This window comes from Billgrantia aerodenitrificans (assembly GCF_021404405.1).
Classification (GTDB): Bacteria; Pseudomonadota; Gammaproteobacteria; order Pseudomonadales; family Halomonadaceae; genus Halomonas; species Halomonas aerodenitrificans.
This window is the reverse complement of the sequence record NZ_JABFTV010000013.1, coordinates 48582-73217: the sequence shown is the minus strand read 5'-3', so window position 1 is coordinate 73217 and position 24636 is coordinate 48582. Positions and strand designations below refer to the sequence as shown.

General features: G+C 64.2%; 23 protein-coding genes. 9 read left to right on the top strand and 14 right to left on the bottom strand.

The window, feature by feature from the left end; genetic code table 11:
• The first annotated feature begins 379 nt into the window (after nt 1-379).
• Both HOP59_RS20800 and HOP59_RS20795 read left to right on the top strand, forming a co-directional pair.
• Complete coding sequence (locus HOP59_RS20800; RefSeq protein WP_234255464.1) at nt 380-1915, top strand: methyl-accepting chemotaxis protein; 1536 nt, start codon at nt 380-382, stop codon at nt 1913-1915.
• 81 nt (nt 1916-1996) lie between these two features.
• Nucleotides 1997-2965: a YbgA family protein gene (locus tag HOP59_RS20795; protein WP_234255463.1), complete on the top strand. Its 969-nt coding sequence runs from the start codon at nt 1997-1999 to the stop codon at nt 2963-2965.
• 23 nt (nt 2966-2988) lie between these two features.
• Here the strand turns inward: HOP59_RS20795 and HOP59_RS20790 are convergent, their stop codons facing one another.
• Together HOP59_RS20790 and HOP59_RS20785 are read right to left on the bottom strand one after the other, a co-directional pair.
• Nucleotides 2989-4764 carry an ABC transporter transmembrane domain-containing protein gene (locus tag HOP59_RS20790; protein WP_234255462.1) on the bottom strand — a complete coding sequence of 592 codons (1776 nt, stop codon included), beginning with the start codon at nt 4762-4764 and terminating at the stop codon, nt 2989-2991.
• Between the two features lie 116 nt (nt 4765-4880).
• Nucleotides 4881-7355, bottom strand: a complete 2475-nt coding sequence (locus tag HOP59_RS20785) for an NAD-dependent epimerase/dehydratase family protein (protein ID WP_234255461.1) — start codon at nt 7353-7355, stop codon at nt 4881-4883.
• 178 nt (nt 7356-7533) lie between these two features.
• Between HOP59_RS20785 and HOP59_RS20780 the strand changes: the two genes are divergently transcribed.
• Complete coding sequence (locus tag HOP59_RS20780; RefSeq protein WP_234255460.1) at nt 7534-8259, top strand: glutamine amidotransferase; 726 nt, start codon at nt 7534-7536, stop codon at nt 8257-8259.
• Nucleotides 8260-8271: 12 nt separating this feature from the next.
• On the opposite strand, the gene yejK is transcribed toward HOP59_RS20780, so the two are convergent.
• The 9 genes from yejK to HOP59_RS20735 form a co-directional block, all read right to left on the bottom strand.
• A complete protein-coding gene (yejK, locus tag HOP59_RS20775) occupies nt 8272-9288 on the bottom strand; it encodes a nucleoid-associated protein YejK (protein WP_234255459.1) in 1017 nt (338 codons plus the stop codon).
• Nucleotides 9289-9418: 130 nt separating this feature from the next.
• Nucleotides 9419-10645, bottom strand: a complete 1227-nt coding sequence (locus HOP59_RS20770; protein ID WP_234255458.1) for a GGDEF domain-containing protein — start codon at nt 10643-10645, stop codon at nt 9419-9421.
• Between the two features lie 221 nt (nt 10646-10866).
• Nucleotides 10867-11628, bottom strand: a complete 762-nt coding sequence (locus HOP59_RS20765) for an ABC transporter permease (protein ID WP_010628084.1) — start codon at nt 11626-11628, stop codon at nt 10867-10869.
• Entirely contained in the window at nt 11625-12548 is a 924-nt protein-coding gene (locus HOP59_RS20760; protein ID WP_026038082.1) for an ABC transporter ATP-binding protein, read from the bottom strand. Before HOP59_RS20760 ends, HOP59_RS20765 begins: the two co-directional genes overlap by 4 nt.
• A gap of 252 nt (nt 12549-12800) precedes the next feature.
• On the bottom strand, nt 12801-13079 hold the full coding sequence (locus HOP59_RS20755; RefSeq protein ID WP_010628086.1) for a peptidylprolyl isomerase: 279 nt from the start codon (nt 13077-13079) through the stop codon (nt 12801-12803).
• Between the two features lie 74 nt (nt 13080-13153).
• On the bottom strand, nt 13154-13441 hold the full coding sequence (locus HOP59_RS20750; RefSeq protein WP_010628087.1) for a DUF1330 domain-containing protein: 288 nt from the start codon (nt 13439-13441) through the stop codon (nt 13154-13156).
• Between the two features lie 17 nt (nt 13442-13458).
• Entirely contained in the window at nt 13459-13779 is a 321-nt protein-coding gene (locus HOP59_RS20745) for a hypothetical protein (RefSeq protein WP_234255457.1), read from the bottom strand.
• Nucleotides 13780-13781: 2 nt separating this feature from the next.
• A complete protein-coding gene (locus HOP59_RS20740; protein ID WP_234255456.1) occupies nt 13782-14672 on the bottom strand; it encodes an SDR family oxidoreductase in 891 nt (296 codons plus the stop codon).
• Nucleotides 14669-15301 carry a glutathione S-transferase family protein gene (locus tag HOP59_RS20735; RefSeq protein ID WP_234255455.1) on the bottom strand — a complete coding sequence of 211 codons (633 nt, stop codon included), beginning with the start codon at nt 15299-15301 and terminating at the stop codon, nt 14669-14671. The genes HOP59_RS20740 and HOP59_RS20735 overlap by 4 nt, the downstream gene beginning before the upstream one ends.
• Nucleotides 15302-15602: 301 nt before the next feature.
• Between HOP59_RS20735 and HOP59_RS20730 the strand changes: the two genes are divergently transcribed.
• The 3 genes from HOP59_RS20730 to HOP59_RS20720 all read left to right on the top strand — a co-directional run bounded on the left by HOP59_RS20730 (nt 15603) and on the right by HOP59_RS20720 (nt 19074).
• Nucleotides 15603-16133, top strand: coding sequence for a hypothetical protein (locus HOP59_RS20730; RefSeq protein ID WP_141638578.1), 531 nt, complete (start codon nt 15603-15605; stop codon nt 16131-16133).
• Nucleotides 16105-17316: a methyltransferase gene (locus HOP59_RS20725; RefSeq protein WP_010628092.1), complete on the top strand. Its 1212-nt coding sequence runs from the start codon at nt 16105-16107 to the stop codon at nt 17314-17316. The genes HOP59_RS20730 and HOP59_RS20725 overlap by 29 nt, the downstream gene beginning before the upstream one ends.
• A gap of 126 nt (nt 17317-17442) precedes the next feature.
• Nucleotides 17443-19074, top strand: a complete 1632-nt coding sequence (locus HOP59_RS20720) for a sensor domain-containing diguanylate cyclase (protein ID WP_234255454.1) — start codon at nt 17443-17445, stop codon at nt 19072-19074.
• Here the strand turns inward: HOP59_RS20720 and HOP59_RS20715 are convergent.
• Nucleotides 19043-20164, bottom strand: a complete 1122-nt coding sequence (locus HOP59_RS20715) for a site-2 protease family protein (RefSeq protein WP_234255453.1) — start codon at nt 20162-20164, stop codon at nt 19043-19045. The genes HOP59_RS20720 and HOP59_RS20715 overlap by 32 nt on opposite strands.
• Before the next feature lie 219 nt (nt 20165-20383).
• Between HOP59_RS20715 and HOP59_RS20710 the strand changes: the two genes are divergently transcribed.
• Nucleotides 20384-21394: a M28 family peptidase gene (locus HOP59_RS20710; protein ID WP_010628095.1), complete on the top strand. Its 1011-nt coding sequence runs from the start codon at nt 20384-20386 to the stop codon at nt 21392-21394.
• An 89-nt stretch (nt 21395-21483) separates the two neighbouring features.
• On the opposite strand, the gene HOP59_RS20705 is transcribed toward HOP59_RS20710, so the two are convergent.
• Nucleotides 21484-21954 carry an aminoacyl-tRNA deacylase gene (locus HOP59_RS20705; protein WP_010628096.1) on the bottom strand — a complete coding sequence of 157 codons (471 nt, stop codon included), beginning with the start codon at nt 21952-21954 and terminating at the stop codon, nt 21484-21486.
• A gap of 139 nt (nt 21955-22093) precedes the next feature.
• Between HOP59_RS20705 and HOP59_RS20700 the strand changes: the two genes are divergently transcribed.
• Nucleotides 22094-22633, top strand: a complete 540-nt coding sequence (locus tag HOP59_RS20700; RefSeq protein WP_010628097.1) for a PH domain-containing protein — start codon at nt 22094-22096, stop codon at nt 22631-22633.
• Nucleotides 22630-24171: a PH domain-containing protein gene (locus HOP59_RS20695; protein WP_010628098.1), complete on the top strand. Its 1542-nt coding sequence runs from the start codon at nt 22630-22632 to the stop codon at nt 24169-24171. The genes HOP59_RS20700 and HOP59_RS20695 overlap by 4 nt, the downstream gene beginning before the upstream one ends.
• Here the strand turns inward: HOP59_RS20695 and HOP59_RS20690 are convergent.
• Nucleotides 24159-24563: a glutaredoxin family protein gene (locus tag HOP59_RS20690; RefSeq protein WP_234255452.1), complete on the bottom strand. Its 405-nt coding sequence runs from the start codon at nt 24561-24563 to the stop codon at nt 24159-24161. The genes HOP59_RS20695 and HOP59_RS20690 overlap by 13 nt on opposite strands.
• Nucleotides 24564-24636: the final 73 nt, after the last annotated feature.

The window sequence follows — 24636 nt, the reverse complement described above, 5'->3', positions numbered from 1 at the left end:
AAAGAAAGATTGCGTCCTGAGACGGAGGCGTGATGCGCTTGTCGGCCGTCTCGATTCAACCCTTTGATTCACTGTCGAAGAGTCTCTATGACAGATTGTTCAGCGGAAACATTTTCGGGCCGGCCGCAGGGCCATCGGCTTGTAGTCTTTCGTTTCCCACAGGCTCAATGGGGGCACCTCAAGTGGCGAGGCAGGTGGGGCGAAGGGCAAGGTCAAAGAAGCGCGGCAGAAAATGGTTTGATGTAGATCAACGGAGTGTGAGGTAGCGCCACTCATTGGTATGTAGGGATCTGGCACTATTCGCTGAGCTGAGGCTTCATGACAGCCTGAAAATTTTCACAAAATACTCTGCCCACTCAACAGCGAGAATGGCCTTTCCATGAAAACGTACGCATCCAATGGGGAAGCGTTCGCCAGCCTCAAGCGGCTGCTGGCGCTCAATCTGCAAAACAAGATCCTGCTTCTGGTGCTGGTGCCGCTGATCATCTCTTCATCTTGTCTGCTGGTACTCGAGGGCCTGGAGCGCATCGATTCCAACCGTGCCCAGTTGGCTCAGCAGCGTGAACTGATGCTCGAAGCCCGGCGCCAGGGAGTGGAGAGTGTCGTCGACATGGCAGCGGCGCTGGTGGAGAGCGTCGCCGGTACCATCGACGACCCGGATGCGGCTCGCCTGGCGGCTGTCGAACTGCTGCGTGATCGGCGTTTCGAAGAGGACAATGTCAGGGTCGTGGATGCCGCCATGGCGGTAATCGAAGAGGCGGCCAGGCAAGATCTGATCCAGACCCTGGTGCGGCTCTGGGCCATTGCTTCGGTCATCAACCTGGCCATTACCTTCTTTGCCATCTGGATCACCCGCCGGACGGTGCGTCAGATTCGGCGTACCGCCAATGACATGCACGAGATCGCCCAGGGCGTGGCGGAAGGACGAGGGGATCTCACTCGTCGCCTGCGTGTCACCAGTAAGGACGAGATCGGCGAGCTGGCCCGCCAGTTCAACGGTTTCCTGTCGCGCATCCAGGCCACCCTGCGCGAAGTGAGAGCCGGGGCCAACGATGTCTATTCGGCCTCGTTGAGCATTTCTCGCAGCAGCGACGAGCTGGCTTCGCGCACCGACCAGGCGGCGGCCAGCCTGCAGCAGACCTCCTCGGCAATGGAGGAGATCACCTCGACGGTGGAGAACAATGCCGAACACACCGGGCAGGCGGACCAGTTGGTGCGAGGCAGCGCCGAAGTGGCGCGGCAGGGCAGGGAGTCGATGCAGAGGGTCGAAGAGACGATGGGGCGGATCAGCGCCTCCTCGACCAAGATCGGCGAGATCGTCTCACTCATCGACGGCATCGCTTTCCAGACCAATATCCTGGCGCTCAACGCCTCGGTCGAGGCCGCCAGGGCGGGCGAGCACGGCCGCGGCTTCGCCGTGGTGGCCCAGGAGGTTCGCTCCCTGGCCCAGCGCTCGGCGGATGCGGCTCGCGAGATCAAGGGGCTGATCGAAGCATCGATCACGCATACCCGGCAGGGCACCGACATCGTGCACCAGGCCGGCGTCACCATGCAGGAGATCTTCGACAGCATCGCCAAGGTCAATGACGTCATCGCCGAGATCAGCGCCGGCTCGCGTGAGCAGAGTATCGGTATTCACGAGGTGAATACGGCTGTCAGCCGCATGGATACGATGACCCAGCAGAACGCGGCGATGGTGGGACACAACACCGCTACGGCCGCGGCCATGCGCAGCCAGGCGGAAAAACTCACGCAGTTGATCAATACCTTCGTGCTTGGCGGGGAGCTGGAGCGGCCCGCCGTGGTGGCCCCGCCCCTGGAGCTTGTGCCGGCACCGCCCGCGCCCATGCCGGTTCGAGCAAAAGCGCCCGCGGGCGGAAAAGTGCAGGCCGAGGCGGAGTGGGAAGCTTTCTAGGTAGCGGGATGAGTTGCGATGCTTGCCCGCAAGCGGCCAAGAAGCGACGATGAGCCAAGGTAACGGGAAGGGAGCCTTGCCTTGGCTGACATCACCACGACGAATGCCATCCCGGTGGGTATCAGCGCTTGCCTGATGGGCGAGCAGGTACGCTACAACGGGGGCCACAAGCGCTCTCGCTACTGCCTGGAAGTGCTGCAGGAGTGCTTCGCCTTCGTACCGTTCTGCCCCGAGCTGGAAGCCGGCCTGGGCGTGCCGCGGGAGCCGATCCGTCTGGTTGGCGCCCCCGGCGAGCCGCCGCGGGTGAAGGGCACGGTGGATCCCGGGCTCGACGTCACCGAGCGCCTGCGTGAGGTCGGCGAGGCGTTCGTGGCGCGCCACCGCCATCTGCGTGGCTTCATTCTGATGAAAGGCTCGCCGAGCTGCGGGCTAGAGCGGGTCAAGGTCTATCACGAAAATGGCATGCCCAGCCATGCCGACTCCGGACTCTTCGTCCAGGTCATGCGCGAGCACTTCCCCGAGCTGCCGCTGGAGGAGGAGGCGCGCATGAACGACGCCGTGCTGCGCGAGAACTTCATCACTCGGGTGTTCGCCTTCGACGACTGGAAACGCCACGTCGAAGAGGCCAAGGAGTATCACGCCCTGATCCAGTTCCACAGCCGCCAGAAATATCTGCTGATGGCGCACAATGTGGAAGCCTATCGCGAACTGGGCCGCTATCTGGGCAGCGAGGCTCACGCCCTGCCGCTGGAAGAGGTCAAGCGCTCCTACCTGCAACGCTTCATGGCGGCGCTGTCGCGTCCGGCCACGCGCAAGACACATACCAATGCGCTGATGCACGTGATGGGCTATCTGAAGCAGGAGCTCGACAGCGAGGTCAAGCAGGACCTGCTACAGGCGATCGAAGAGTATCGTCTGGGCCACGTGCATCTGGCGGTGCCGGTCAGGCTGCTCAATCATTACATGAAGCGTCACGGCTCGGAGTACATTCGCCAACAGACGTACCTCGATCCGCATCCTTACGAACTCGGGCTGCGCAACGCCATTTGAACCAGCCCGGGCCTTGCGCAAGTTCATGCCTCCGTCCGATGTCGACCGAACTGCAGCTCCGCCAGGTGGCGGTAGAGCGGACTGCGTACGAGCAGTTCGCCGTGGCGGCCGGCGGCGACCAGGCGCCCATCGTCGAACACCAGCAGGCGGTCGGCGGCGGTCACCGTGGCCAGGCGGTGAGCGATCACCAGACTGGTGCGCCCGACCATCAAACGGTCCAGGGCCTGCTGTACCAGACGCTCGCTCTCGGCATCCAGCGCACTCGTCGCCTCGTCCAGCAGCAGTACGCTCGGGTCCTTGAGCAGCGCACGGGCAATCGCCAGGCGCTGGCGCTGGCCGCCGGAGAGCTGTACACCGCCGGGGCCGAGCTCGGTATCGAAGCCGTGGGGCAAGGCCTCGACGAAGCTCAGGGCATTGGCGTCGCGGGCCGCGGCGCGCAGTTCGTCCAAGGTGGCGTCGGGCTTGCCGTAGCGCAGGTTGTCGGCCACCGTGCCGGTGAACAGTACCGGTTCCTGGGCCACCAGGCCCATGCCGGCGCGCAGCGCCTTGGGGGCGAACTCGCGCAGGTCGATGCCGTCCAGCGTCACGCGACCCCGCTCGGGGTCGTGAAAGCGCAGCAGTAGCGCGAACAGCGTACTCTTGCCGGCGCCGGAGGGGCCCACCAGCGCCACGCGCTCGCCGGAGCGAATCTCCAGGTCGAGTGAATCCAGGGCCGGGTTTTCTCGCCCTGGGTAGGTGAAGCTCACGCTCTCCAGACGGATCTCGCCGCGTAGCGGCGTGGGTAGGGGCGTCGGTGCGTGCGGTGGGGAAATGGCGGGCTCGGCATCGAGCAACTCGAGCAGCCGTTCGGCGGCACCGGCGGCGCGCTGCACGTCGCCGGCCACCTCGGCCAGTGTCGCCACCGCCCCGGCTGCCAGTACCGCATAGAAGACGAAGGCGGAAAGCTCGCCCGCGCTGATCTCTCCGGCCAATACCGCCTGGCCGCCCTGCCACAGCATCAGGCCCACGGCGGCGAATACCGTCAACATGGCGGCGGCAGTGAGCCAGGCCCGCTGGCGGGTACGCACCACCGCGGTGGCGAAGGCCTGCTCGGCTCGCTCGCCGTAGTCGCGACGGTCGATCGCTTCGTGGGAGAAGGCTTGTACGGTGCGAATGCCGTCCAGAGCCTCGCTGGCGTAGCGGCCCAGCTCGGCCACCCGGTCCTGGCTATGGCGGGAAAGCCGCCGCACGCGACGGCCGAACCACAGGATCGGCAGCAGGGTGGCGGGTATGCCGATCAACACCAGTGCCGAGAGCCAGGGTTGGGTCACCAGCATCAGCGTCACCGCACCCAATAGCATCACCAGATTGCGCAATGCCAGCGAGATGGACGAGCCGAACAGGGTCTGCAGCACGCTGGTATCGGCGGTCAGGCGCGAGGCGATCTCGGCGGCGCCGCGGTCGCGCCGGGAGGCGCTCTCGAAGTAGGCCGGCTCCAGTTCGAGCAGATGATCGAAGACCTGACGCCGCAGGTCAGCGGCCAGGCGCTCGCCGATCCAGCTCACCTGGTAGTAGCGTAGCGCCGAGGCGCCGGCCAGCACGCTGACGACGGCCAGCATCACGCCCAGGGTCTGGTTGAGGCGGGTGGCGTCTGCGGCGAGAAAGCCCTGGTCGATCACCAGGCGCAGCCCCTGGCCCAGCAGCAGCACGCTGCCGGAGGCCACCAGCAGTGCCAGTGCGGCGATGATCAGGCGGCCGCGATAGGGGGTGAGCAGCGCCAGCAGGCGCAGCAGTATCCGCGGGTCCGGGCGTGGGGTCATGTCGGGTGGTCACTCATGGCAGGCATGGGGATACGATATCAGGGCTGCGGCATCGGTGCATGAGTGAGCCCGGGGCGCCCGCAGGCAACCCGGTACTCTCTTCAGATCAGCAGGCTTCAGGCCAGCAAGCGGCTCCAACTGCCATACTCGCCGCGGATCGGCCCGCGACGCAGGCAGAGCAAGATCACTGCCACCGCGCAAATCAGACTGTTGATCGTCGCGGCCGTGTCGGCGCCGTGCAGGAAGGGTGTGAACAGCAGGATGGTGGCCAGCGGTATCATCAGCCAGCGGGCCGGACGGGCCGACTCGGCCATGGCGATGACGCCCAGGGTGATGAGCAGCGCCCCAACCAGGTGCTCCCAGTTGGCCAGGGTGCCCTCGGCGCCGAAGGTGATGCGGGTCAGCATCAGCCAGGCGCCGATCAGGATGCACAGGGCCAGGTTCCAGGGCAGGTTGACCCCGGTACCCAGCGCGTCGCCGAGAATGGCGGTGGGCTTGCACTGGAAATCCTCGTCCGGCGATTCGTTGGGACCTTCGTCGGTATCGCCGGTGAAGAAGATCTTGAGCACCGGAGCGCCGGCCTTGGGCCGCCGCTTGAGGAATTCGCCGGTGGCGACGAACTCGTTGAAGGCATAGGCGATCTGCAGCAGCATCGCCCCGGCCTGGATCAGGCACAGGGTGCACCAGGTGCCGATCAGAATGGGCTGGATGATGATGAAGGTCACCGAGACCACACCGAGCGGCACGATCAGCACGCCGAACGAGGCCACTACCCAAGGCATGGTGCGCCAGCGGTTGGCCGCACCCATCAGACCGAGCATGATCTCCAGCATGTAGACCATGCCGCCCAGGCCGGCATCGGGCACCGGCCAGGCTTCGGAGGCCTCCGAGGTGATGATGTCCTCGGTGCCGTTCAGGCCCTCACGGGTGCCGCCGAAGAATGGGTCCCACACCGCGTCGATGTGCCCCAACTGATAGGCGGCGAGATAGCGTGAGATGAAGAAGCCGACGAAGGCCAGCGCGATGATCGGCATGCGTTGGCGCCAGCTCGACGGGTTGTTGTTCCACCCGGGCGGCGTGGTCGGGCCGGTCATGGCCGCTGCCGGTGAGATACCGGGCGCCGGCCGCACCACCGCAGCGAAGCCGATGGCCAGGGTGCCGACAACGGTGCCGTTGAGGTAGGCCGCGGCGCTGTCACTCCAGAACACCAGCGGGGCGAACAGCACCCAAAGGCCGATCGCCGCGCACACCCAGCGCGCCCAGATCAGCTGCAGCGACAGTGAAAGCGCACCGAACAGCGCCAGTAGCAGACCCGAAGCCATGTCGCTGTAGGCCATGGCGCCGTCGTAGCCCAGGGTGGCGGGGGATACCACCAGCCAGGCGCCCAGAGCAATATTGAAGAAGTGCGCCCACAGGAAGCGGTAATGCTCGCGCTGGGTATGTGCCTGATGATCTTCCAGCACCCGCTCAGGATTGACGCCTTTCTCCTCGGCCTCCTCGATCCAGTCCGGGGGGGTAATGCCATTGGCCTCGTACCAGCCGTGGGGGTCGCTGAGCAGGTGGTCGACCATCGCCTCCAAGGTGTCGAAGACCTCATGGCGCGGCTCCCAGCCGAGCTGTTCCCGCGCCCGGCGGATGTCCAACTCGTAATGATCGTCGGCCATGTCGATCATGAAAGGCCGGATGAAGGGCTTCTCGCCCTTGTCGAAGTCGTCCGGCACCAGCGGCTCGCTTTTCTCTTCCAGCAGCGCACCGGTCTTGGCCAGCGGCTTGGGCATGACCACGGTCTTCCATTTCTTCTTGCCGTGGATCAGCTCACCTAGACGGTTCTGCAGCGCCTCGTAGCTGACGGCATGCTCCTCACCGATGAGGATTTCGTTCTTTTCGGGCAGTTCGCGGCGCCGGTCGATGGTGCGGCGAAAGGCCTCGATCATGTCCTCCTTGTGCACGCAGGCCTGGCCGGCGTTGGTGTTGCCCGAGTAGAAATGACTCTTGAGGGTGTGCTCGTAGATGCGCGCGATCTGGTGGGAGAGTGTCGGCACGCTGGTCTTCTCGTCGTACATACCGGCCAGGCGCAGCAGGGTGTAGGGCATGCGGGCATGTTCCCTGATCACCTCCTCGGTGCGCGCCTTGGACTGCGGATAGGCCCAGGTGGGGCCGATCGGCGTCTCCTCGCTGACCCGGCGGCCCGGTACCTGAGGCTCGTGCACGAGCATGGTGCTGGAGTAGATGAAGCGCTCGACGTTCATGTCTGCCAGCGCCTCGAGCAGGTTGCGCGTACCCTGCTCGTTGACCTTCTCGTAGAGTGGCGACTCCTCGCCGGTGAAATCGAAATAGGCCGCCAGGTGCACCACGGCGGCGATGTCGTGCCCGTGCCGCTCGGCGATCTCGCTCATCGTGCGCTTGATGGAGTCGACCTCTGTGAGGTCGAATTCGTAGCTCTCGTCGGCCTCTTCGCCCGCGCTGCGGTCCAGTCCGATGATGTGATAGTCATCCTTCAGGCTGCGGGTCAGGGCGGTTCCTACGCCCCCCGAAGCCCCGGTGATGATCACCACCGGTTTATCCCGGTTTGTGACTTCCTTGCCTTGCATGACCAAGACCCCTTCTCAATCCATGAGCGCACAGAACGATGATGCTCCCTCAAGCTAGTCGGCTTTACCTCAGAACGGCAAACCCAAGTTATTACGCTTGGTGTTTCCATTGGCTATGCTGCTGATGCGGTTGGCGTGTCTGCCAAACCGTCCGGAACGGAAAAGGAGTTTCTTGCGCATGAAGAGTGTCGTTGCCATCCGCCACGTTGCTTTCGAGGATCTGGGCATCTTCGAGCCGATCCTCGAGGAGTTCGGCTACCGCATCCGCTACCTCGACCCGGGACTGCTGGGGCCGGATGCTCTGGAATCGCTGGATGTCGACAGCCCCGAGTTGATGGTGGTGCTGGGCGGGCCGGTTGGCGCCAACGACGATGCGCTCTTTCCGTTTCTCGCCGCCGAGCTGGACGCCATTCGCCACCGGCTCGATTCGGGACGTCCGCTGCTCGGTATCTGCCTCGGGGCACAGCTCATCGCCCGCGCCATGGGCGGGCGGGTCTTTCCGATGCCGGAAAAGGAGATCGGCTTTGCCGACGTCTACCTGACGCGAGACGGACAGGAGGGGCCGCTACGCCACCTGGGCAATCCCGATCACGTCCTGCACTGGCATGGCGACATGTTCGAAACGCCCCCCGGCGCCACGCGGCTGGCCTACAGCCACCCCTGTTCGCACCAGGCCTTCGCCGTGGGCGATCAGGTGCTGGGGCTGCAGTTTCATCTCGAGGTGGACCCGGCCCGAATCGAGCCCTGGCTGATTGGTCATGCCGCCGAGCTTGCCGTGGCGGAGGTGGATCCGGTCGAACTGCGTGAGCAGGCGCAGCTGCACGGTCCGGGCATTGCCCAGCGCGGCCAGCAGGTGCTGCGCGAGTGGCTGGCCAACGCCGAGATTGCGCACGGCATCGAGTAGCGCCGGGCTGCGTCACTCCTTGCGTTGCTTGAGCTGCTCCTTGAGTTGTTTGGGCACCTGCTTGATGATCAGCCGGTCCTGGCTTTCGTCATACTCGATGGACGACCCCAGCAGATGGGAGTCGAAGCTGATCGAGACACCGCCGGCGCGGCCAGTGAAGCGGCGAAACTGTCTGAGGGTGCGCTTGTCCGGCGGTATCTCGGGCGAGAGACCGTAGTCGGCGTTGCGGATGTGGTCGTAGAATGCCTTGGGCTGTTGCTCGTCGAGCAGCTCCGAGAGCTCTTCCAGGGTGATCGGCTCGCCGCGGCCGGCCTGCTCATTGGCGTAGTCGATCAGCGCTTCGGTCTTCTCCCGGCTCTGCTCCTCGGGCATGTCTTCGCGCTCGACATAGTCGCTGAAGGCCTTGAGCAGGGTGCGGGTCTCGCCGGTGGCGTCGATCCCCTCGGTGGCACCGAGTACGGTGGCCAGATCCTCCGAGAGCTTCTTGCCGCCGCGATCGTGAATCCACGACAGGTAATGACGCGAAGCGGCGCCGTCGCGCCACTGGGTCAGATTGATTCGCAGCCCCAGGCTCATGCGCGCCAGGTTGAGCTGCGCCGCGGGCACGACCCGCATGGCCGAGTCGATACCGAACCCCGTACGTTGATGCAGCAATGCCACGCCGAGATAGTGGGTTTCACCCTGACGATAGTCGATGCACAGGAGATGGCCGGAGGCGGAGAGGTGCGCGTCGACCAGCGGCAGCAGGCGATTGGCCAGAGCCTGGCTGAAAGCGGCAAAGTCGCTGCGCGCTTCCAGATAGTCGGTCAGCTCTTGGGCGAAGGGCGTTGCCGAGCCCGGTTCGCTGGCGTCCGGCTCCTGGAAGTGACCCCATGCCTTGGTCTTGGCATGGTAGGCATCGTGAAATCTTGACAGCAGGTCTTCCAGCAGCGGCGACGATGCCAGCTCGGCAGTGGCTGCCCGCAGGCTTGCCGGCTGCTCGCCGCTCTCCTTGTCGATCTCGTGGACGATGCAGTGCTGTATCGGCATGACCATCTCCGCCGTGAAGGGCGCCGTGATAGGCGTTGGGTGGGCTGTGCCAGCTACTCGGACAGAGCCTGGGCAGGAGACGAATCATACCGGGCCCGGCGTCGAGTTCAAGCCGGGGTGGTGGCAACGTTCAGGCTCTTGCCGAGAACGCGGGCGGAGCCTCGCCGGCCACCACGACGCAATTTCTGCCGCGCGACTTGCCGACATAAAGAGCGTCGTCGGCGCGTTGCAGTGCCGGTTCCAGCCTCGTTTCCCCTGGCGCGACCTGGCTGATGCCGACCGTGACGGAAAGACGCTGGCCGAGGGGCAGCATGGGGAGCTGCAGGGAGGTCACCTTGTCTCGCAGGCGTTCGGCGATTGAGTTGGCGGTCTCGAGATCGGCCTGGGGCAGGGCGATGACGAACTCCTCGCCGCCGTAGCGGCCGATGATGTCCGTCTCGCGCAGCACCGAGGCGCAGCAGGAGGCCACCGTCGTCAGCACCAGGTCGCCCACGGCATGGCCATGATGATCGTTGAGGGTCTTGAACAGATCGATATCGACCATGCAGATGGCCAGCGGCGTGTGCTCGCGATGAGCCCGGGTCAGCTCGCGCTCCGCCAGTTCGAAGAAGTGCCTGCGGTTGGCGATACCGGTCAGTGGGTCGGTACTTGCCATGTGGCGTAGCTGGGCTTCGAGCATTTGGCGCTCCTCGATCTCGCTCTGCAGCTTGCGATTGATGTCGCGCTCATCCATCAGCAGGGCGAACTGCTTGCGCTGCAGCCGGTTCAGTCGGCTGAAGGTCAGCCAGCCCATCAGATTGGCGAAGGCGATGATCATCAGGGTGCTCGCCAGCATGCCGGGGGTCAGGGGTTTCCACAGCAGCGCCAGCAGAATGAAGCCGAACGACAGATAGCCATTCCAGACGAGAATCCAGGTCAGCCGGTTGGGCACCAGCAGATAGATGGTCAGACTGGCCACCACGATGCTCGAGATGTGCAGCCCGACACTGCCCGGGTGGAGGTAGATCGTCAGCAGCAAACCGCTGATGGCGGCGAAGTAGACCAGATTGAGCGGCAGCGGCCGGTGGGCCTGGGCAGGGTCTCGGGTGATGTAACGGGCCAGCACCAGGCAGCTGAGTGTCACGCCGATACGGGTGGCGGCCAGGATGAGAAAGGTGCCGCTTGCGCCGAGCAGGAGATAGTCCGCTGCGATGAACAAGAGGAAGGTGGCAGCAATCAGCCATAGCGCATAGCGCAGCTGCTGTGCGTCCTGTAAGCGCATGGTGCGGCGATAGAGGGCTTCCAGCGGGGCGTCGTGAAACTCGACGCACCAATTGAGCGAAGCTCCCTGCCTAGCTTCGTTCTTGCCAGCAGTCATTGCAGTTCCCTTGTGATGGAGCGATGGAGTTGTCGTGGAATGGATCACTCCGCTGCTCGCTTATTCTCGTGTTCTGCTCGTGCTGTAAGTAGGCTGTGCCTCCTGTTACAAGTATGTAAACGCAATCTGTGAAAGCATGGCCAATAACGCTCGCGAGCGCCAGCGGCAACTGTGCCGTAGCGCTCAACGCTGCGCGCTAACCGCCGGCTGCATGCGTTGCCTCAAGGTTTGAGCCGATAGCCGGTGCGGAAAATCCAGTTGATCACCGCCAGGGCTACACCGAGAAACAGTGTGATGATGGCGAGGCTGGCCCAGATACTCACGTCACCGGTGCCATAGAAACTCCAGCGGAAGCCGCTGACTAGGTAAACCACCGGGTTGAGCAGTGTCACCGCCTGCCACAGAGGGGGCAGCATGTCGATGGAGTAGAAGGTGCCGCCGAGGAAGGTCAACGGCGTGACGATCAGCAGCGGTACCAACTGCAGCTTTTCGAAGCCGTCGGCCCAGATGCCGATGATGAAGCCGAGCAGGCTGAAGGTCACCGCGGTAAGGATCAGGAACAGCAGCATCATCAACGGATGCTGAATGGAAAATGGTACGAACAGCCGCGCCGTGCCGAGTACGATCAGGCCCAGGATGATCGACTTGGTGGCCGCTGCCCCGACATAGCCGAGCACGATCTCGAAATAGGAGATCGGCGCTGAGAGGATTTCGTAGATAGCCCCCGAGAAGCGCGGGAAGAAGATGCCGAACGAAGCGGTCGAGACGCTCTGAGTGAGCAGCATCAGCATAATCAGCCCCGGCACGATGAACGCGCCGTAGCTCACGCCGTCCACTTCGCTGATGCGGGTGCCAATGGCCGCGCCGAACACCACGAAGTAGAGCGACGTGGAGACCACCGGGGAGACGATGCTCTGCAGCACCGTACGCAGGCTGCGAGCCATCTCGGCCTGGTAGATGGTTTTCACCGATTGCAGGTTCATGCACTCTCCCTGACCAGGTTGACGAAGATCTCCTCCAGCGAGCTCTGTCGCGTGTGCAGGTCCTTCACCCTGATGCCGGTTGCCTCCAGGTCGGCGAGCAGCCCGGCGATGCCGGTGCCTTCGTCCTGACGGCTGACGTCGTAGGTGTAGACCAGCGCATGGCCCTCGTCGGCCAATACGAGGTCGTGGCCGCTAAGGGCTGCAGGCACGGCTTCGAGCGGTACCGCCAGGTGCAGGGTCAGCTCCTTGCGCCCGAGTTGCTGCATCAGGGCGGCTTTCTCCTCCACCAGGACCAGCTCGCCGCGACGGATGACACCGATGCGGTCAGCCATCTCCTCGGCCTCTTCGATATAGTGGGTGGTGAGAATGATGGTCACGCCCTGGTCGCGCAGCCCCCGCACCACTTCCCACATCTCCCGGCGCAGTTCCACGTCGACGCCGGCCGTGGGCTCGTCGAGGAACAGCACCTGAGGGTTGTGCGACAGTGCCTTGGCAATCAGCACCCGCCGCTTCATGCCGCCGGAGAGCTCCAGCAGGCGGTTGTCACGCTTGTCCCACAAGGTCAGGGCGCGCAGCACGTTCTCGATATGCGCCGGATCCTTGGGCTTCCCGAACAGCCCGCGGCTGAAGCTGACCGTGTCCCATACCGTGGTGAAGGCCTCGTTGGTCAGCTCCTGGGGTACCAGGCCGATGCGCTCGCGGGCTTCACGGTAGTGGGCCACGTTGTCGAAGCCATCGACCCGGACGCTGCCGCTGGTGGCATTGACCAGCCCGCAGATCACGCTGATCAGCGTGGTCTTGCCGGCTCCGTTGGGGCCGAGCAGGGCGAAGATCTCGCCGCGGCGGATGGTCAGGCTCACCTCCTTGAGCGCCTGGAAACCGCCACCATAGATCTTGGAGAGCTGTTCGACCTGAATCATCGGCGTGCCGGCCTCGCCGCCGTTGCCGGCAGCGGAGCCTGGTTCCGGCATACTGATCCGCGAAGGGTTGGCTGAGAGAGTCATGCGACGTCCCTGTTGGCGAAAGATCGATTCGACATGGCTCTATCCTAGCGCGTGAGGCCGCTCGGCACAGGGGGCCAAACGAGAAAAGCCGCCGTGCGGTTCGAGGCACGAGCGGCTTCTCCTGGAGGTGGCGTCATGCTGTCGCCAATAACCGGCTGTGGCTGGTTATCAGCTACGGCTGGTGATCTCCAGCAAGTGATAGCCGAACTGGGTCTTCACCGGACCATGGACCTTGTTCAGCTCGCCGGAAAACACCACCTCGTCGAATTCGCGCACCATCTGGCCGGGGCCGAAGCTGCCGAGGTCGCCGCCCTGGCGACTGGAAGGGCAGGTGGAGTGCTCGCGCGCAACCTCGGCAAAGTCGCGACCGCCTTCGATCTCGGCCTTGAGAGCCTCGCACTTCTCTTCGCTGTTCACCAGAATGTGTCGCGCAGTTGCCTTGGCCATGTCGTGCTCCTGTCGTGAGAGGCTGTCGTGAGATAAAGCCCGCAGCATAGCATGCGTGTACGCAGTGCCGAAGTTTATCCCTCGTAGGCGGCCAGCTCGACCTGGGCCGCCGAGTCGCGCAACGGCACCAGGGCCTGGTACTCGGGAGAAGCGTACCACTGCTCCACGGCCTGCCGGTCGGGGAAGCGCAGCATCACGATGTTGGGATGCCCCGGCTCGCCTGCCAGCATGGCCGTACGTTGACCACGCATGATCACCTCGCCGCCCCAGGGGGCGAGAGTTTCAGGTACCCGTTCGACATACTCCATCCAGCGCTCGGGGTCATGTACCGTAACTTGTCCGACCACGTAGGCACTGCTCATGGGTGTCCTCCTGTTGGTTATCCTCCCACGCCAAACCTTAGCCGCAGGTTCTGCAGGCCGTCGAGCTCCATGCGCACCTCGTCGGAAAAGATGGGGTGGCCCTCGAGACGAACGCTAACCGTGGCGTCGGCGCCGCGATAGTGGATCTCGGCAGCGATGGTGGCTCGTGTACTCAGCGGTGCCAGCGGCTCATAGGTGACCCGTCGCACCTCCACGGCCGAGAGGCCGCGCGCCTCGAGCTGCTCATCGATGGCCTGCCTGACGACATGACCGTAGTAGAGATAGAGGCCGCCATACGCTAGGGCGGCCAGGAAGATCAACGAAATGAGTCGGCCCAAGTTCAGTCTCCTTTGCGTTCGTCGCGTGTCGATGCCAGCAGTACCCGGTCCATCCCCCGGGTGGTGAGCAGGCGCTTGAGCACGCCGAACAGATGGGTGGGCAGCGTGACATGATAACGCGCTTTCGGCCTACGGCTCTCCAGCGCGTGGATCAGCTTGTCGACCACGGCGTCCGGCCCCAGTGTGAAGGCTCCACCCGAGGATGTCCCTTTCCCTGCCAGGCGAGCCTCGACGACACGGTAGGTGTCGCGATGGTAACTACGCTGGGCATCGATGTGCTCGAGAAAGGCGCGGTAGGCGTTCTCGCGGAAGCGGCTGGCGATCGGGCCAGGCTCGATCAGGCTGACGTGGATGCCGCTGCCGTAAAGCTCCTGACGCAGCGTATCGGTGAGCCCTTCCAGGGCGAACTTGGAGCACACATAGGCACCGCGATACGGCAGGGCGGCGAAACCGAGCACCGAGCTGTTCTGCACGATCCGGCCGAAGCCCTGTTCGCGCATGACGGGAACGATGCGCGTGGTCAGTTCGTGGGTGCCGAGCAGGTTGACTTCCAACTGCGTACGCAGCGCCTCGCGGGAGAGGTCCTCGACGGCTCCCGGCTGGCCGTAGGCGGCATTGTTGAACAGTGCGTCGAGCCTGCCGCCTGTGTGTGCCAGCAACTGCTCTACGCAGGCGGTAATGGAGTCGCTCGAGGCCAGCTCCAGCGGCAGTACCTCGAGCCCTTCGTCGTGCAGGCGCGTCAGGTCTTCCTCGCGCCGCGCGGTGGCAAACACGCGCCAGCCCCGCTTGGCCAAGGCATGGGCGGCGGCATGGCCGATCCCGCTGGAGCAGCCCGTTACCAGCACGCTGCGCTGAGTCGCGTCCTGCCTATTCGTCGTGGCAGCGTGGCTCATGGCAGAGGAATCTCGTTGACCTTGTGCGGTACCTGATAACCGCGTTGCACCGCCGGGCGGGCAGCGATCTCCAGGTACCAGCGCTCCACGTTGGGATAATCGTCAAGAGTGATACGCTGCCACTCGTAGCGCGATACCCAGGGCCAGCAGGCGATGTCGGCAATGGTGTACTCATCGCCGGCCAGGTAAGCGTTGTCGGCCAGGCGTGCATCCAGTACGCGGTAGAGGCGCTCGGCCTCGGCGTGGAAGCGCTCCTCGGCATAGGGGGCCTTGCCGGCGTTGAACTTCAGGAAGTGGTGGGCCTGACCCAGGATGGGGCCAAGCCCGCCCATCTGCCACATCAGCCATTCCAGGGTGCGGTAGCGTTTTTCGGGTTCGCTGGGCAGGAAGCGTCCCGTCTTCTCGGCCAGATAGATCAGGATCGCGCCCGATTCCATCAAGGCCGTGCCGGTTTCGGCGTCGCGAATGGCGGGAATCTTGTTGTTGGGGCTCACCTCGAGGAAAGCCGGCTCGAACTGCTCGCCCCGGGTAATGTCCACGGCGTGGGTACGGTAGGGCAGGCCGAGCTCTTCGAGCAGAATGGAAACCTTGCGGCCATTGGGAGTGGTCCAGGTCCAGAAATCGATCATCGTGTAGTCCTTGTCACCGGGAACGGATTGCGCAACATCAGACCCGCAGGGTTGTCGGAGACCTTACCATTCCGTCACCCATTGGCGTAACGGCCAGCCGCACTGTCGGCGCGGTCGGGTTCGTGTGGTGCCATGCAGGCTATGCTGAATGACATGCTGAGTAGCGTGGCACGGTCGGGAGTTCAGTGTGCCACACACGGGGCCTGGCGTTTTTTCACGGGGCTTGTCAGTCAGGTAAGCGCCCGGGAGAATGGCCGCGACGCGGTTGCCGATGAGTGCCGAAGCACGTCAAGGGGGAGACATGAGGGTTAGAGCGACGCTGTGGTCATGGCTGGGGCCTGTGATGCTGCTGGCCATGACAGGGGCGGCCCATGCCCAGGAGGAAGCCGAGACCGTCGGCATGATGACGGGGCTGCTGGATGGCCAGGAGCGCGAGTGGTTCATTCTTAGCCAGGGTCTGGATTCCAACGCCACCTTCACCGAACTGGGTGATCGGGTCGTGATCGATCTGGTCGGCTTCACCGCACCGGACAGCTGGCGTGTGCGTGATTCGCTCTCGCTCAGCATCACCCTGGTGGAGGGTGAAATCGCCAAGTTCGATCTGTTGCACCCCATCGGTGCCAGCGTGATGCCGCCGGTATTCACTTCCGACAACGCCGAGGTTCGCCTGGCCTTGGATACCTTCGAGGTGGAAGGCAGCAAGGCTCATGTGGTGGGTAGGGTGGAGGGCGTTCTGGCCCTGCAGCAGGCCCTGGGCGAAGAGGCGAGCCTGGAAGAGGGTATCGACATCGCGGTGGAGTTCGATGCCAGCGCATCCCGCATCGAATATTGAGCCGCAGTTTTCCCGCCTCACCGCTCTGCTGGCCGAATGGCAAGCGGTCTGGCGTCCGCTTCCGTTCACTCAGCGTCGCGCCGCCTGGTGTGACCGTTACCCGGAACTGACCGAAACGCTGCTGGGGCTCAGCGACGCCCAGCTCGCCCATCTGCAGGCCGATCCCTGGCACGACTCTCCGCTCGCGGACCGACTGCCGGTCGCTGAGCTGGCCGAGCTGGTCGAACTGTCGCCACTGTCTGCCACAGGCGAGTCGTTGCCGGAGGCCTGGAGCCAACATGTCGGCGGGCGCAAATGGCAACAGATCGAGGCCTTCGTCCGGCACCTGGACGTCGCGCCCCATGAGCGCTTGCTGGAGTGGTGCGCCGGCAAGGGGCATCTTTCCCGCGCCCTGGCCAGGTGGCATGGCCGGGAGGTCAGCGCCCTGGAGTGGCAGGCCAGCCTATGCGAGGAAGGCCAACGGTTGGCTGTGGCGCAGCAGGCGGCGGTACGGTTGTACCGGCAGGACGTGTTGGCCGACGAGGTGGTGGGTTTTCTCTCTGCCGATACGCATGTCGTCGCGCTGCACGCCTGCGGCGACCTGCATCTCGGGCTGCTCGAGCGCGCCGTGGCATCGGGCTTCGCCGTGACCCTGGCGCCATGTTGCTACCACCGCACGCAAGCGGCGGACTATCGCCCCGTATCTCAGCTCGGGCGGACATTGTGTCACAGTCACTCCCTGCATCTGGAACGTGCCGACCTGGCGCTGGCGGTTCAGGAAACCGTTACGGCGCCGCTGGGAGTGCGTCGGCATCGTGAGCGGGCCAATGCCTGGCGGCTGGGTTTCGATGAGCTGCAGCGCGAGCTGCGTGGCGTGGATACCTACCTGCCCGTGCCCAGCCTGGCCTATGGCCAGATGCCCGAGCGCTTCGACGCCTTCTGCCACTGGGCGGCGCAGTGCAAGGGGTTGGCGCTTGAGGACGGACTCGACTATCGGCGTTACGAGGCCGCGGGCTGGCAGCGGCTGGCGGAGGTGAGCCGGCTGGAGCTGGTACGTCACCTGTTTCGGCGCCCGCTGGAGATTTGGCTGGTCATGGATCGCGTCCGGCGGCTTGAAGAAGCGGGCTTCAGGGTGGAAATCGGCACATTCTGTGCGCATCGATTGACCCCGCGCAATCTATGCATTCGCGCCAGGACGTCATAATCTCAAAGTATCGGCAGGCTCATGCCTTCAGCTCAGACTGAAACTGCCGAAATAACGATATGACCATTATTATAACGACGCCTGCTCATGTTCGAGACAAGCCGTCGATACGCAAGGGGCTCACCGTTGACCAGTGACGATCACGCTTCGTTCTTTGAGCAGCTGTTCAATACCAATCCGGCCATCAAGCTGCTGATCGACCCCAGCGATGGGCGTATCGTCGATGCCAATGCTTCCGCCGTGCACTTCTATGGCTATCCCGCCGACGTGCTGAAACAGTTGAAGATCACCGACATCAACTGCCTCGATCCTGAAGCAGTGCATGCCGCCATGGCCAAGGCGGAAGCCTGCCAGCAGCTGTTCTTCGAGTTCAGGCATCGCCTCGCCAGCGGGGAGGTCCGCGACGTGCACGTCTACTCGGGGCCGGTATGCCTCGAGGGGCGCGAATACCTTCACTCGATCATCATCGACGTCACCGACGAGAAGCGCTATTACGCTATGTTGGAGACCTACAATGACCTGTTCCACAACCTTCCCGTAGGGGTCTATCGCAACTCCGCCGAGCCGGAAAGCCGCTTCACGGCAGCCAATCCCGCCATGCTGAGGATCTTCGAGGCCGAGTCGCTCGAGGCATTGCTGGGGGTGCGGCCCTCATCGCTGTATGTTTGCAGCGAGGAACTCAAGTCGTTCATCGCGGATCTGGAACGGGACGGGGTCGTGAGCCGCCGCCCGCTGCGTCTGCGTACCTTGAAGGGAGCGCTCATCCACACCGAGGTCACCGTGCTGCGCCAGGTCGCGGAAGACGGCAGTGTCGACTTCAGCGGCATCGTCGAGGACGTGACGGCTCGCCATGCCGCCGAGATGAACCGGGATCGGCTGACACACCTGCTGGACGCTTCGCCCGACATCGTCGCCATCGCCGATGGCCAGGGCCGTGTGGTCTATCTCAACAAGGCCGGGCGCGACCAGTTCGGCGTTCTGCCCGACAAGCTGGCCGATGCGTTGGTCAGCGCGCATCCGCCATGGGTGTGCCATCTCATCGAGGAGGAAGGTATTCCCTACGCCATGGAGCACGGCTACTGGTACGCGGAGACCGCCGTGCTGGGGCGTGACGGTGAGATTCCCGTTTCACAACTGATCGTGACGCGCCGCAATGAAAGCGGCGAAATCGACAGCATCGCTACCATCATGCGCGACATCAGTCAGACCAAACAGCACCAGGCGGAGCTCGAGTATCATGCCGGCCACGACCCGCTTACCGGCGCGGTCAACCGTAACCGCTTTCTCGATCTGCTGGCCCGCGAGCGTAAGAGAGCGCATCGCAGCGGCGAGCCGCTTAGCCTGATCATGTTCGATCTGGATCACTTCAAGCGCATCAACGACACCTTCGGTCACAGTGTTGGAGACATGGTGCTGAAAAAGCTGGTGCACACCTGCCATGCACTGCTGCGTGACGTGGACGTGCTGGCGCGCTGGGGCGGCGAGGAATTCATGGTGCTGCTGCCGGCCACGCCGCTGACGGGGGCGGTTAACCTTGCCGAGCGGCTGCGTCAGGCCATCGCCGACGAGCCGTTTACTCCAGTTCCGACTCTTACCAGCAGCTTCGGCGTTGCCGAGCTGGGGGAAGAGGAAGCAGAGGCACAGTGCTACAAGCGCCTCGATAAGGCGCTCTACCGTGCCAAGGCGACCGGGCGCAACCGGGTCTGCATGGCCGAGCCGGCCACACTCAACGGTTCACTTCCAGATGAATCTCGATAGTGCGAAGCAGGCGCTGCCGATCGATCCAGCCGCTTACCCGCCCATCCTGCATGACCGGGATCTGATTCAGCCCGTGCTCGTTGAGAAGCTGAAGCACTTCGTCGGCCTTGGCTCCGGGTGATACGTGATGCAGCTTCTTCATCGGTGTCATGATGTCGGCAACCTGGGTCGAGGCCCACCGTGAGTGCTCTACATGCCGCGCATCGCTGAGTGATACCAGTCCAACCACTTCGGCGACGTTGGTCCCCACCAGGAAGGCCCGACGACCGGAAGGCAATACGTCCTGATGCAGCCACGCCTCAATGGAGCGTTGCGGATCTACCAGCGGTATCTCCGCTTCGGCCAGGTCGCGGGCGCGCATGCCGGCAAGCCGCTCCCTGAGCATGTGCATGCGACCCTGTGCCTGGGTCATGTTGAGCAGGAACCAGGCGATCAGCATGATCCACAGGCCGCCCACGAGATTGCCAGCCACCAGATTCCAGATGGCCAGGCCGAACAGGCCGTAGGCGACCAGCTTGCCGCTGGCAAAGGCGGTTTCGTTGGCCTTCTTGGCGTCGCCGGTCACTTTCCAGACCAGCGCTCGCAGCACGCGACCACCGTCGAGGGGGAAGCCGGGAATGAGGTTGAATAGCGCCACCAGCAGATTGATCGTTGCCAGCCAATTCAGCGCAACGGTAAGCGGTTGGTACCAGCCCGCCGTCAGCATGGCCAGCACAGCGAAGGTGGCCGCCAGAGCAAAGCTGACGATTGGCCCGGCAATGGCGATCGAGAACTCATCGTTTGCCTTGTCGGGGTCGCGGGCCATCTGGGCTACGCCGCCGAAGATGAACAGAGTGATGGCCGTGACGGGTACGCCGCGGCGGATGGCTACCAGGCTATGCCCCAACTCATGGGCCAATATCGAGGAGAAGAAGAGCAGAGCCGTCACCAAGGCAGTGAGCACGGCGGTGGCGGTGGTCCAGTCCGGATACTGATGCCTGAACCCTGCGCTCATGGTCATCAACAGCAGGGCAAAAATGATCAGCCAGCTGATATGGACTTCCAGCCGGATGTCACGGAAACGCCCTATGACCAGCACGGACTTGAACATCGACGGCCACCTCGCTCTGTTTGGTCCCAGTTTGGCGGCATTATGAGAGGAAATCCAAGCCGTCTGGCCGTTAGGCATGTTTCCCCTTTGCAGCAACGGGTCAGGCACCTATCTTGAGCAGGGTGGGGTGTCCAGGGAGAGGGAGATGATGGCAACGGACCGCGAAGACCTCGGTAACAGGGCCGGTAGCGCTGCAGGTACCGCTGAGAGCGGCCTGAGATGAAGCGTACCCGCTCGCCGCTGGCGGCCGTGCTGGGCGGGCTGGGGCTCGTCTGCGTTCTCGTGCTGGGCGGAGGCTACTGGCTGATGTTGCATATGCCCGGTACATCCTTCCGCGGCGAGCCGCCGCCACTGAGCGCCGAAGGCGAGCGGCTGAGCGAACGGCTTCACCAGCATGTGCGAATCCTGGCGGATGAGATCGGCGAGCGCCACTACTGGCGGCCGGAGGCGCTCCAGGCCGCTGCTGATTACATCGAGCGGGCCTTCCAGGAGGCAGGACATCGGCCTCGGAGGCTGGAAGTGCCCACCGGCAGCCGGGTATTTCACAATATCGAGGTGGAGCTGCCCGGTGCCCGGCGCGCCGATGAGGTGCTGGTGGTGGGGGCGCACTACGACACGGTGCGTGGTAGTCCCGGAGCCGACGACAATGCCTCCGGCGTGGCCGTACTGCTCGAACTGGCGCGCCAGTTGCAGGGAGCAGAGCTCGATCGTTCACTGCGGCTGGTGGCGTTCGTCAATGAAGAGGCGCCGTTCTTCGGCAGCGATGCCATGGGTAGCCTGCACTACGCGCGGCAGGCCAAGGCCGAGGGGTGGACCATCGTGGGCATGATCTCGCTGGAGATGCTCGGCTACTACAGTGACGAGCCCGGCAGTCAGTTCTACCCATTCCCTCTCGATCTGTTCTATCCGGACCGGGGGAACTTCCTCGCCTTCGTCACCAAGCTGGAATCGCGCCGGCTGCTCCATAACGCTATCGGTGCGTTTCGTCGTCACGCGACGGTACCTTCGGAGGGCTTGGTGGCGCCGCCGCAGATGGGCGACATACATCGCTCGGACCACTGGGCGTTCTGGGAAATGGGCTTTCCGGCCATGATGCTCACGGATACCGCCAACTTCCGCAACCCTCACTACCATCGCCCCAGCGACACCCCCGAGCGATTGGACTACGTCACCATGGCCAGGGTGACCGAGGCCCTGGCGGCCATGCTCGAGAGCATGGCCCAACGATAGCGCAACAGCAGGCTAGGGCCCCGCGCGGGCGAGACCCGAGAGCACCCGACCGGGGCGACCGGGTGCGAAAATCACTACCACCGGCTCGTTCAGTGATGACGGCTGAACTGGCCGTGGGGGCATTCGCCCATCAGCTTCTCGAACTCCCTGCCGCTCATGTGCAGCAGCGTTTCGTGATCGCCGGCGTCGAAATAGATATCCGGCTGGTGTCGCAACATGTCGTCGACATAGACCTGCAGGCCATAGGCCTGGCCGACAGGAGTGATGGCCCCTGGGTCGCAGTCGTTGAAGCGATTCACGATCTCCTCTTCCTCGGCCAGTTCGACCGGTTCGTTGAACAGCCGCGACAGGCTCTCCAGATCGGCATCGCAAGTGCTGGGCAGCACCGCGACGCGATAGCCGGAGCGGCCGTGCAGCATGATGGCCTTGGCGAGCTGCTCACCGGTAACGTGCGACTGTTGGGCAATGCGGCTGGCACTGACTTCGTAGTCGTGCTTGACCTCCTCGTAGTCGATATCACAGGCTCTCAAGTATTCCCTTAGGGTGGCCGGGATCGCCATGACACTGTCTCCCTCGGCGCAAGGGCCGACGTTCGCTGGTGGAGCGCATCCATGCTGCAGTGTTTTCCTCATCTATCAGCATAGCGCCTGTGGGCCTGCTGAGCAGGGTGTTCGCCCAGCCGTCGAGCAAGGAGCCGATGTGACCTTCACCAATGCTTCGCTGGATCCACAGAATCTCCCTGCGCTTGCGGAGGCGCCATTGGAGCCCGTTTCTCCTCGTCTGGCGCCCTGCCAGGCAGTGCTGCGCAGCCTGCACTGGCTGCTGCTGACGGGGCTGGCCGCGTTAGTGCCCTTCATGATTGCCGATATCGCCGCCTGGCAGCCGTGGCCGGCGGTCGCTGTGGCTCTGCTGGGCGCCAGCGGCATCGTGCTCGGCTGGCTCGAGGCGCGTCGCCGGGCCTACGGCCTGCGTCAGCACGACCTGATCTATCGGCGCGGCCTGCTGGTGCAGAGCACTCAGGTGCTGCCGTTGGCTCGCCTGCAGCACATCGAGACGACGAGCAACCCGGTCGAACGTGCCTTCGGCCTGGTACGCCTGGTGTGCTTCACGGCGGGAGGAAGAGGGGCGGACATGGTACTCGAAGGCTTGACCGCCGATCGGGCCGCGGCGATTCGTCAGCATCTGCTGGCCCGCCTTGAGAGTGCGGAACCGGAGCCCACGGGGGCGGATGCGCCATGAGCGAAGCGTCGCCACTCGGCGAAAGGCAGGGCGGAGAGTTGAAGTGGCAGCGTCTTTCACCTTGGGCAGTACTCCTGCTGCTGCTCAGCGGCAGTGCGTCGCTGCTGCGCCAGCACATGCCGCTGGTACTCGGCGCCGGGGCCGGCCTGGCACTGGTGGAGCGCCTGGGCCTGCGTGAGCTGGCGCTGGGTGGGGCGGTGCTACTCATCTTGGCAGTGCTGATCAGCCTGCTCTACTACCGCCGCTTTCGCTACTGCTGCGACGGCGATGTGCTGATCGTGCAGAAGGGATTGTTGGAGCATCGCGAGTTCAAGGTGGCGGCACGCCACGTGCAGAGCATCGTCATTCGCCAGCCGGTCTACATGCGCCCCTTCGGCCTGGTGCTGTGGGAAGTGGAAACGCTGGCCGGCGAAGCCTCGCGCATCGCCTTGCCGGGCATTCGCCGCGAACGGGCGGAAGCGCTCGAAAGGGAGCTGCGGCCGCCCGAGCAGTGGCCGGGCGTAGCGTCCGAGTCCGCCCCGGCGGCGGAGAGACAGGTCGTGCCGTGCTTTGCCATCAGTGGCAAGGCCATCGTGCTTCATGGTCTGGCCAGCCGTTCGATCTATCTCATCGCGGCGATGCTGTCGCCGCTGGTGCGCCCGCTCGAGCGCTGGCTGCACGACCGGCTGCCGCAGCTAGATCTCGACACCTGGATGCCGGGTTCGCCGCTGCTGGCGGTCCTCGTGGGACTCTTGGCGGCGCTGACATTACTGGCATTGTTGGCCATTCTGGCGGCCTGGTGGCGCTTTCACGGTTTCGTGCTGCTCGACGCCGGCGAGCGACAGATCCAGCGCAGCGGCCTGTTTCATCGCCAGGAGCAGACCCTGAGCCTGGCGCGGCTGCAGGTGGTGGAGTGGGTACAGACGGGGCTCGGCCGGCTGCTCGGGCGTGGCTATCTGGTGTGTCATCAGTACGGTGCACTGGGCGGCGATGCGGGGGAGTCGCGCCGCTTCCTGGTGCCGGGGCTCAGCGAGGCGCAGGGGGCGGCGCTGACGGCCCATTTCTGGCAGACCTATTCAAGGCAGAGCGATTCAAGACAGGGTGCTGCCGGGCAACCGCTGCGGCGTGTCGACCCCAGCTATCGGCGGGTGCTGTTCCTGCGTTACCTGTTGCTGCTCGCCGGTGGGGCGGTACTGGTGCTGGGCGTGTTGATACCGCTCGAGCTCTCATGGCCTGCCTGGAGCGGCTTGGCCGCGGTGCTGCCGCTGTTGGCCGCCGTGTTGGCCCACTGGCGCTGGATCGCGACCGGCTGGGCTCAAGAGCAGGGCTTCTTGCGCGTTCGGCGCGGGGTGGTGGGCCAGCGCACCGGCATCTTTCCCATGCAGCATCTCATCTCGCTGCGGCTTCAGCAGAGCTGGCTGCAACGCCGGCGCGGCGTTGCCACCCTGCACCTGGAGCTGGCCAACGGTCGCCAGACCCTGCCCTATCTGAAGGAGGACGATGCCCGCCGCCTGGCCGATACGCTGCTGTTCACCGCCGAGAGCGCTCAGCTCGTTTGAGCATCAGCACCGAAGCGCCGGTGCAGCCAGGCGTTGATGGCGTTGGACTCGTACAGCCACTCATGGCGGCCATCGTCATGCTCGATCAGCAGGCACGGAACCTTGACCTTGCCACCGCCTTCTTCCAGCTCAAGGCGACGATCCGGGTCGAGCTGGGCATCGCGGACCTCGATCTTCAGGCCCAGCCGTGCCATCTCCTTGCGCACCTTGATGCAGAACGGGCAGGAGCGAAACTGATACAGCGCCAGCTGGCGGCACGCCTCGTCGACCTCAGCCTGCTCCTGTTCGCTGCGTTCGACGCTCTGCGGCGTGGAGAGCTTTTCGGCGATCAGCATGACCGGCGACAGCACCAGCCGTACGCCGCGAAAGAAGTAGCGCAACACGATTCTCATTGTGACCCCAGGATGAATGAATTTTTCACGGGCCACATGATGCCGTGCCAGGCATCGAGTTCCAAGCCAAGGG